The sequence below is a fragment of the Brevibacillus sp. genome, assembly GCF_003521185.1.
GTDB lineage: Bacteria > Bacillota > Bacilli > Brevibacillales > Brevibacillaceae > Brevibacillus > Brevibacillus parabrevis.
Window position 1 is genome coordinate 1 of record NZ_DOTK01000055.1, and the last position, 7,701, is coordinate 7,701.

The window sequence follows — 7,701 nt, forward strand, 5'->3', positions numbered from 1 at the left end:
GCAAACCGGAACTACTTCAACAAGCCGACGACAGAAGCCAGCGCTCACTACATCGTGGATGACCGGCAAATCATCAGGTGTTTGCCTGAGACGGAAATGGGCTATCACGTGGGGGCAAAATCGTACAAGCCAGAGGCGCTGCAAAAGCTGAGCGCGTACCCGAACGATTGCACGATTGGCATCGAGATGTGTGTCAACGCGGACGGCAGCTTTACCAAAATGTACGAGCAGACCGTAGCTTTGACAGCAGAGCTTTTAAAACGTTATGGCTGGGCTGTGGATAAGTTGTGGCGGCATTACGACATTACCGGGAAAAACTGCCCGGCCTTTTTTGTCGATGAGCGCACGGCGCAAGCTTATTTTGGCAAAAATGCGCAAGCTGCCTGGGAAAGTTTTAAACAGGATGTCCACAGGTTGCTAACAGGTTTTCCACAAAAACCACAGGCGCCTGTTGATAACTGCACTGTCGAGCTGACGCTGGCGACGACAGGCAAGCTGATTGCAGGAACTTCCTATGTTCCGGTCCGGCTGGTCGCGGAGGCAGCGGGAGCAACGGTCGGGTGGGAGCCGACTACCAAAACGGTAACGGTGAACGGTCACGAACTGAATTGTCTCCATGAAAATGGAACCGCTTATGCTCCGGCAAGAGAGGTGGCTGCCCTGCTAGGAATGGAAGTGAGCTGGGACGCAGCGAGGAAAACGGTAGTGCTGCGAGGATAAGCCTGAGTAACAGAAGGCGAAAAATAAGCGGCGTTGGCAGCACGACCCAACAGAGCACAAAGGAGCTGCCCAAAAAGGCGAATTAGCTAACGTCAAGCAAGCGGAAACATTGATTCATCGACGCGTATGAAAGGAAAAAGGGCGTCGCTCAGCCGAAAATTCGACTTTTGGGACAGCCCCTTTTGCTATTGAATATGGTGCAAGCAAGTGTCAGCCGATCACAATGACGATGACGTCGCTGGCGGACAAAATCGCACTCGGCTTCGCTTCCCGCTGGTTGACGCGGATGCGGCCATCCTTGATCTTTTGCACGATTTGGCTGCGGCTCCAGCCATCCAGTCGACTGGCGAGCAGCTTGTCGAGGCGATACCGCGCATCTGCGCTTTCAATCGTGATGCGGACTTCCTGTACGCCTTGCTCTTTGTAATCGAGAACAGGGAGGACGGGCAAGGCGAGATTTTCTGCCATTGTCTCCTGCTCCGGTACTTCTACATGCTCCGTAAACGATTTGTATATGGCGAGCTTCTCGTTCCATGTGTGGTCCCGCTCGCATTTGTAGATGGCGAAACGATAAATGTTTTTGCCGTTGGCGTTGTGCCGGCGAATGCTGGTATCGAAAAAGGGTACGGTGCGTCCGCAGCTCCGGCAATACCGCAGCACGGGGAGAGTGCATGGCGTTTGAGTTAATACCCACGTATGTTCCATGACTAGCATGATCCTTCACCTCGTGAAAAAGGGTAAGGAACGTACCTGCTATTTGGATGTCTTGCAGACTGGCTTTTTTGAACGCAAAAAACGGAGATTCCCCATAGCGAATCTCCGTAAGAAGGACAGCCTACAGATTTCGTTACGTTCCTTTGTAATGGGAAAAAAGGGCAGACTGCACCTGGGCGAAAAAACGCGTTGTTTTTCCAGGAGCAAGGCTATCCAGTTTTTTAGGCCATTACAAAGTTGTTGTTGGCATACGTCGCACCCGTACCTTCCTATCCAAATAGTTGTAAACGATTTTACCACAAATGGTTAATGTTACCAACCCTTTATTCTCTCCACGGCACGAGATTTGGCTCGGCGTCCAAAATCGATTCGTATTGTTCTTTCCAGCCATACAGGGCGGTTGGGTCCAGCAGCTTGTAGCGGGCGTATTTTTCCTGGCGAATCTTTTCAGATGACCAGCCCAGATGCTTCACCCGGTAGTAACTGAGAAAGGAAGGCAGCTCGAAAATATTGCCGGGAAAGCGTCCGCAGTGCAAGGGCTGTTCTTTCCACAGATAGCGAAGGTTGGGGCGGTAGCGGACGATGAATGGGCGGTATACATAATGGGCGCGCCAATACGGGTCTTCACGGTAGTGGGATTCAGTCCACATATCATACAGGCGGAAGCAGCACACATCGCCATGCTGTCTGGAGAGCAGCGCATGTACACCTGTGGCAAACCCGTCTTCAAAAACTTCGTCGGCATCCATGTTGACGATCCACTCTGGCTGGTGAGAAATGGTTTCTTTCCATTGCTGTTTGCGCAGGGCGACTTCGTTGGTGAATTGCGGCGTCGGGTTTCGGACGAGGTGGAGGGGAATGCCTTTTAGCAGCTCATGGCAAATTTCGGCGCTGTCGTCTGTGCTGCCGTCGTCGATAATAACGGCTTCGTCGATGTACTCCCTGTGCTTGGTGAGCACGTGGGCGAGATGTTTGTCTGCCTCGTTGTGGATGACCATGGACAAAGTAATTTTGGGACGGGACGTGGGCACAGCGGGCACGGCAAGAGAGGGGGATTTTTTGACGCGGAGCGGAGCGGAACCGTAGATTTGTTTCATCCAGACGGTCGCTTCCGCAAAGTCACTTTCCCGGTACAGATGGAACGCGGGGTAGTGGGTGTCTACGAACAAAGAGAACCCTAGCGCCACAGCCCGTATGCAAAAATGGCGATCTTCTCCCCAAAACGTGACATTGTGAATACGCGAATAGTTCACGCCGGATTCCAATGCCTTCCGGCGAATCAAGGTGCAAGCGCCGAGGCCGCCCACTTCATACAGGCCGGGAACGCGCAGCTTTCCATAAAAGGCGTACTTTCTGAGGTATTGTTCCTCGGCAGAGATGGTTTCCAGCCGATGGTTGATTTCATACTGCGTGTACTGGTCCGTAAGCCAAACCTGGGGAACTGGCAGCGTGTCTGGCGTCCAACTCGTCCAGAAAACTTCCGAGACGATGTCTTTTTCCGATGCGAGCAAAGTTTCCAGCGTAGCTGGCTGGAGCAGCAAGTCCGAGTCGAGGAGGAACAGCCCGTCGTAGCCGCCTGATTTGGCGCGCTCGATCAGTTGGTTTTTGAAGGAAGCTACCCGCCAGACCAGCTCATCTGTCCAAATATGGGTCGTCTCGTTGCAAGAGTAGGTAGAGGGTGCTTCCTGGCTGCGGATGATCTCCACTTGGCCGGAGTGCTTTTCGGCAAAATGGTGGAGGAGTCTGCTCGAAGCAGGATCGTTATTGTCATCAACAAACAGGTAGTGGACGGCCATATCGGAAGTCGAAAGCTTTTCCAGCGAAAACAAAAACATGCGCAGCACGTCCGGTTGTTGGCAAACCGGGCTTCCAATCAAAATCCGCGTTTGCGTCGTCATTTTATCACCCCTTGGTCGATGGCGTGTGGGCACATGTACGCACCATGTTGGCCGAGGTCTGGTCGTATACGTGCGCCTCTTTTGATTTGCCCAGACGCTCCATGCAACGTCCGAGATAGTGCAAGGCATGAAAGCTGCCCATTCCTTGCTGACTGAGATGCTCCCAATGCTCTTCCCCGATCTCTAGGCAACGCTCGAACGATTGGATCGCTTCGGCGTACAGCCCGTGCTCCATCAAGAAAACTCCTTTGTAAAAATGCAGGTCCACGTAATCCGGATAGAGCCGAATGGCGCATTCGATGCCGGGCCATGCCCCCCGCATGCTGCCGTGCCGGAACAAAATCTCGTATTTTAGCTTGTAAAAAAGAGACGGCGGCAACTGACTTTTGCCCAAAAAGCCTTCCAGCGCCTGATTGACGAGAATGAAGGCGTGCTCCCATTTTTGCGCGCGATAAAATTCGCTGGCCAGGTGGTAGTCGCACCACGGGTCGCGATCGGGATTTTCCCTCTCTTCCAAAAGCAGCTTCAGGTTGCGTCTGGCTTTGTTTTTCTTCGTAACAACTTCTTCTATGTAGCCATAATGGTGAAGGCGGACAGGAATCAGCGGGATCGCCCCGTCCTGCGGAACCGTTTCGGGCCATTGCAGCACTTCATGAATATCCCTTGCAAATTGAAACCCCTTTTTGTTGCGAAAAAGGCGAATTTGCGCGTTGCGGCTTGCCAGATGCAGAGAGGCCGTTTCTTTTTTCGGGCCTTGGTAATGAAGGAGCTTGAGAAACAGGACGTCCGATTTGCTTGCAATGGCCGCCTGACGCAACGCCTCCTGATCTGCTTCCTCCAATCGCTCATCCGCATCGAGCCACAAAACCCATTCCCCACGGGCTTCTTTCAATCCGATATTCCGCGCTTTGGAAAAACTGTTTTCCCACGGAGCTTCGATGACTTTCGCACCGTATTTGCGGCAAAGCTCCTGTGTGCCGTCTGTTGAACCTGTGTCGACGACAATGATCTCATCTACAACAGAATGAACGCTTCCCAGACATGCTTCGATCTGATCGGCCTCGTCTTTGACAATCATGCATAGCGAAATGAGCGGAGGTGTCATGGACGCTATCACCTTCTTTGGGTTGTTCTTTCATCATGCTTTCGATAAACCTTATTCTTTGAAAGCCAAAGTTATGTGAGGAGCGATATACATATTGGGCTTGGCCGGAAAATAGGATGTAAAAAAGATTTTGCGCCTAAGGAGGGCGATCTGCATGTTCACAGTCAGCCTGTGCATGATCGTTCGCAATGAAGAACAGACACTGGGTCGATGCTTGTCGACTGTGCGCGATTTGGTGGATGAGATCATCATTGTAGATACAGGGTCTGAAGATCAGACGCGCGAAATTGCCCGGTCATTCGGGGCGAGGCTGTTTGAGTTTGCGTGGATCGACGACTTTGCGGCAGCGCGCAACTTTGCTTTCAGCCAGGCGAGCAAAGACTATATTTTTTGGCTCGATGCCGACGATGTGTTGGAAGAAGCTGACCGGGAACGGTTTTTGGCGCTGCGGAAAATGGAGCCTTTTGAGTACGACAGTGTCTCCATGCCTTATCACCTTGCCTTTGACGATCGGGGCCAGCCTGTGAAGTTCCTGCGGCGAAATCGGCTGGTGAAGCGGCAACGCCAATTTGTCTGGCACGGCGCTGTCCACGAATATTTGGAGGTGGGAGGGGAGATTTATCACAGCGACATTGCGGTCACGCATCGCAAGGAGAAGGCGTACACCGACCGCAATTTGCAAATTTATTTGCGGCGGCAGGAGCGAAACGAATCGTTTTCCCCCAGGGATCAGTACTACTTTGCCAACGAACTTTACGATCATGGCCGCTATCAGGAAGCGGCCGAGCAATATCAAGCCTTTTTGGATGGCGGACAGGGCTGGATCGAGGACCAGATTATGGCTTGCTATAAACAAGCGGAATGTTATGCGAACTTGCAGCAGCCGGAAAAACAGATTCAGTCCCTGGTGAGAACATTGGCTTTTGACGCGCCGCGGGCGGAATTTTGCTGCAAGGTAGGGGCTTATTTTTTGGAGAAAAAGGATATTCATAAAGCGATTTACTGGTTCCGGCAAGCGACTTTGCTTGAACGGCCACCAAACATGATGGGGATGACAGATGAACCTGCCTGGTCGTGGCTGCCTCATTTGCAGTTGTGCTACTGCTATGATCAGATCGGGGAGTACGGAAGGGCAAAAATTCACCACGAGATGTCAAAGCTGCACCATCCTACGCATCCGAGCGTTTTGCACAACGAAAGGTACTTTGCCAGCCGGGAAGAAGCGCAGCCGTCAGTGTGAGAGAATTGCTTTTTCCGGCGGCTGGAAACGGAGGTCATGAGACATGTCGTTGCCAAATGTGCCTGACATAACGCCGCGCATCACGCTGAAGCGCGAGGAAGTGTTTCATCTGTTGCTTACCTCTGTCGCCATGGAGGAAATCAGCCTGTCTCATATTATGAATGCGGAGGGGGAAAAAATTCAGCGTTTGCTGCAAAAAGAGGAGGTTTGCCTGGAAGATATGCTGCGCATTAACAAAAGCGTCGAAAGAATGCTGCGCAGCATCATCAGCAAGCAAATTTTGCTGCAATTCAAGCTGGATAATATTTTGGAAATGGAACGAAAGCTGGGCGATTCGGGAGATCCTGCCGAGGATTGTCATGAGGAATAGCTCGTTTGACCGAATGCTTGCAGGTGTGGTTCATTGGACGAATCGCCAGGGAACGACAGGGGGAACAGACGGATATGAGCGGCTTTTGGCCGCTGCCTTCGCCATGGAAAAAGCCATGGCTTCTCTGGCGGAATGCCAAGCGTGTCACACCAAAGCTTTTTTGCTTGCCGCCAAAACACATCCAAAGGAAGAAGCGATCCCACTTTTATTCCAGGCGCTGAAATCGTCAAGTCTTTGGCTGGAAGCGATGATTATGTTGCATTGGATAACTTTTAGCCGGATAAAGGGGATGGCTTCTTTTTTTGCATGGCAAGATCATATGGCAGAGAAATCGGAGCAGGTTGCGGAGGTTTGCAAAAGGTCATGGACGGCTGTGTACTCGTTTGGTCTAGCGGCCATTGGCCTAGTGGAACAGATCATTTTGCATGTCATTGCTCTCCAGCAAACGTCGCCCTGTCACCGATCGTCCGAGCAGCAGCTTATTCATTTGCTCGAACAGTTGGATGATTTTTTTCGCATTTGTGTGCGGAAAGCGGATTTTTGGGGAGTGCCTTTTGCCAATCGAGGGATTGAGGGGGAAGCTGCACAGCGGGAAAAACGCTCCATGCTTGGTTCGGCTTTGCAGCAGTTGGAAAGGTATGGTTCGCCTTCGAGCGCGCTTTCTTCTGCTTTTAAAGTGAAATTGAAGGACATTGTCCTGCCATTGAAAAAGTACGGCGATCTCGGGGGGAGCGTCCGTTCCGTTATCGAGACAAATCGCCATTATCAAGCTCCTTGGTTAAACAGGGAGGTACTGCCCGCCGTGACCAAAAGCCACAAGGTTGTGGTCCAGTCCAAGAAGTGGAAGAAGAATCCGTGAGGTTGGATGGTGTTCTTTTGGCTATTTGAATAAGCGGAATGGGAGGCTGCGCTTTTCACGGGGAAGGGGGGAGAGTTTTGTCATTTCCAAATATCCCAAATATCAGCCCGACAATTACGATTACGCGCGAAGACGCCATTAACTTGTTGCTGTCTTCTTTTGCCATGGAGGAATTGGGGCTAAGCCATATCTTGAATGCGGAAGGCGAAAAAATTCAGTATGTCCTAGGAACGCTTCCTGGGGTGAGTGGACCTGCGGGAGCGACGATAGATGATTTGCTGGCGATTGACCAGAGCGTACGAGAAATGGTCGATGCGACGATCAAACAAGACATGCTCCTCCAGGCAAAGCTGCAGACGGTGTTGAGCGCCTCCACCATGCAGGGTCCAACCGGAGCAACGGGTCCAACCGGAGCAACAGGTCCAACGGGAGCGACAGGGGCGGGGAAGGGGGCGACTGGAGCTACAGGAGCTACGGGAGCAACCGGAGAGACAGGAGCAACTGGAGCCACGGGAGTAACTGGAGTCACGGGGTCAACTGGGGCCACGGGAGCAACCGGAGAGACAGGATCAACTGGAGTTACGGGGTCAACTGGAGCTACGGGAGCAACCGGAGTCACGGGGTCAATTGGAGCCACGGGGTCAACTGGAGTTACGGGGTCAACTGGAGTCACGGGAGTAACAGGAGAGACGGGGTCAACCGGAGTCACGGGGTCAACCGGAGTCACGGGAGCAACCGGAATCACGGGAGCAACCGGAGAGACGGGAGTAACCGGAGCCACGGGAGCAACTGGAG

The 7,701-nt window shown here is 52.4% G+C and carries 7 protein-coding genes and 1 pseudogene; 5 read left to right on the forward strand and 3 right to left on the reverse strand.

Annotated elements, in window-relative coordinates; translation table 11 throughout:
* On the forward strand, positions 1 to 720 hold a 720-nt coding region (locus DEP07_RS17475), incomplete at its 5' end, for an N-acetylmuramoyl-L-alanine amidase (protein ID WP_287102804.1).
* Positions 721 to 930: 210 nt separating this feature from the next.
* On the opposite strand, the gene DEP07_RS17480 is transcribed toward DEP07_RS17475, so the two are convergent.
* The 3 genes from DEP07_RS17480 to DEP07_RS17490 form a co-directional block, all read right to left on the reverse strand.
* A complete protein-coding gene (locus DEP07_RS17480) occupies positions 931 to 1,434 on the reverse strand; it encodes a S4 domain-containing protein (RefSeq protein ID WP_122963793.1) in 504 nt (167 codons plus the stop codon).
* Positions 1,435 to 1,757: 323 nt separating this feature from the next.
* Entirely contained in the window at positions 1,758 to 3,332 is a 1,575-nt protein-coding gene (locus DEP07_RS17485; protein WP_122963794.1) for a glycosyltransferase family 2 protein, read from the reverse strand.
* Positions 3,333 to 3,336: 4 nt separating this feature from the next.
* Positions 3,337 to 4,437: a glycosyltransferase family 2 protein gene (locus DEP07_RS17490; protein ID WP_122963795.1), complete on the reverse strand. Its 1,101-nt coding sequence runs from the start codon at positions 4,435 to 4,437 to the stop codon at positions 3,337 to 3,339.
* Between the two features lie 154 nt (positions 4,438 to 4,591).
* On the opposite strand from DEP07_RS17490, the gene DEP07_RS17495 reads away from it, so the two are divergent.
* The 4 genes and pseudogenes from DEP07_RS17495 to DEP07_RS17510 all read left to right on the forward strand — a co-directional run.
* The gene (locus tag DEP07_RS17495) at positions 4,592 to 5,677 is read left to right on the forward strand and encodes a glycosyltransferase family 2 protein (protein WP_122963796.1); all 1,086 of its coding nucleotides are present in this window, start codon (positions 4,592 to 4,594) and stop codon (positions 5,675 to 5,677) included.
* A gap of 43 nt (positions 5,678 to 5,720) precedes the next feature.
* Positions 5,721 to 6,047: a hypothetical protein gene (locus DEP07_RS17500; RefSeq protein WP_122963797.1), complete on the forward strand. Its 327-nt coding sequence runs from the start codon at positions 5,721 to 5,723 to the stop codon at positions 6,045 to 6,047.
* A 103-nt stretch (positions 6,048 to 6,150) separates the two neighbouring features.
* Positions 6,151 to 6,906 (forward strand): hypothetical protein, encoded by a 756-nt coding sequence (locus DEP07_RS17505; RefSeq protein WP_141254276.1) that lies wholly within the window; start codon positions 6,151 to 6,153, stop codon positions 6,904 to 6,906.
* Between the two features lie 77 nt (positions 6,907 to 6,983).
* Positions 6,984 to 7,701, forward strand: a pseudogene (locus DEP07_RS17510) (collagen-like protein); the annotation flags it as partial.

Bases quoted from the DNA above. Each gene is read 5' to 3' on its own strand.
- DEP07_RS17480 (WP_122963793.1), bottom strand. From the start codon at position 1,434: ATGCTAGTCATGGAACATACGTGGGTATTAACTCAAACGCCATGCACT.
- DEP07_RS17485 (WP_122963794.1), bottom strand. From the start codon at position 3,332: ATGACGACGCAAACGCGGATTTTGATTGGAAGCCCGGTTTGCCAACAA.
- DEP07_RS17490 (WP_122963795.1), bottom strand. From the start codon at position 4,437: ATGACACCTCCGCTCATTTCGCTATGCATGATTGTCAAAGACGAGGCC.
- DEP07_RS17495 (WP_122963796.1), top strand. From the start codon at position 4,592: ATGTTCACAGTCAGCCTGTGCATGATCGTTCGCAATGAAGAACAGACA.
- DEP07_RS17500 (WP_122963797.1), top strand. From the start codon at position 5,721: ATGTCGTTGCCAAATGTGCCTGACATAACGCCGCGCATCACGCTGAAG.
- DEP07_RS17505 (WP_141254276.1), top strand. From the start codon at position 6,151: ATGGAAAAAGCCATGGCTTCTCTGGCGGAATGCCAAGCGTGTCACACC.